This window comes from Flavobacterium sp. NKUCC04_CG (assembly GCF_019345525.1).
Lineage (GTDB): Bacteria > Bacteroidota > Bacteroidia > Flavobacteriales > Flavobacteriaceae > Flavobacterium.
In genome coordinates, this window is sequence record NZ_JAHKRA010000053.1 from 1 (window position 1) to 489 (window position 489).

At 47.9% G+C, this 489-nt stretch carries 1 protein-coding gene; it reads left to right on the forward strand.

Features of this window, described 5'->3' with window-relative positions:
* Nucleotides 1-489 (forward strand): hypothetical protein (locus tag KO524_RS15200; protein ID WP_219295077.1); only part of this gene is annotated, 489 nt, incomplete at both ends.

Genomic DNA, 489 nt, shown 5'->3' on the forward strand with positions numbered 1-489 from the left:
CTAGCGGTTCAGACCAGCATAGCTATACATGGAGCAACGGTATGGTCGGAAGAACCATCGAGGTTTCGGAAGGAGGTCCATATCGGGTTCGCGTGATTGCCGACAACGGCTGCGTGGCAACCCACAGCGTTCAAGTACCCAAACACAACGATACCTATATGTGGGTGTTGCCCACCGGATGTATAGCGCATTGTGTGTCCAAAGAAAATCCGTGGTTTACCATACTTCCCCCTTTGCCCTACTTCGTAGAACACGGGTGGACGCGCAACGGAGAAATCATTCAAGGCGGTAATTATGGAACTGTCGATCCGTTAGGAGTGCGCGAAGAAGGGGTTTATCAATTGTACTTGGAACAGGGTTATTGCCAATCGAGCTCCAGGGGCTTGGTTGTAGTAAAAACGAGTCAAGATTGTGGGAAATGTGATATTTATGTCAAAAGCCACGAAAACTACAAAAGGGAGAAATACCCTTATACCGCTATAATCTTTG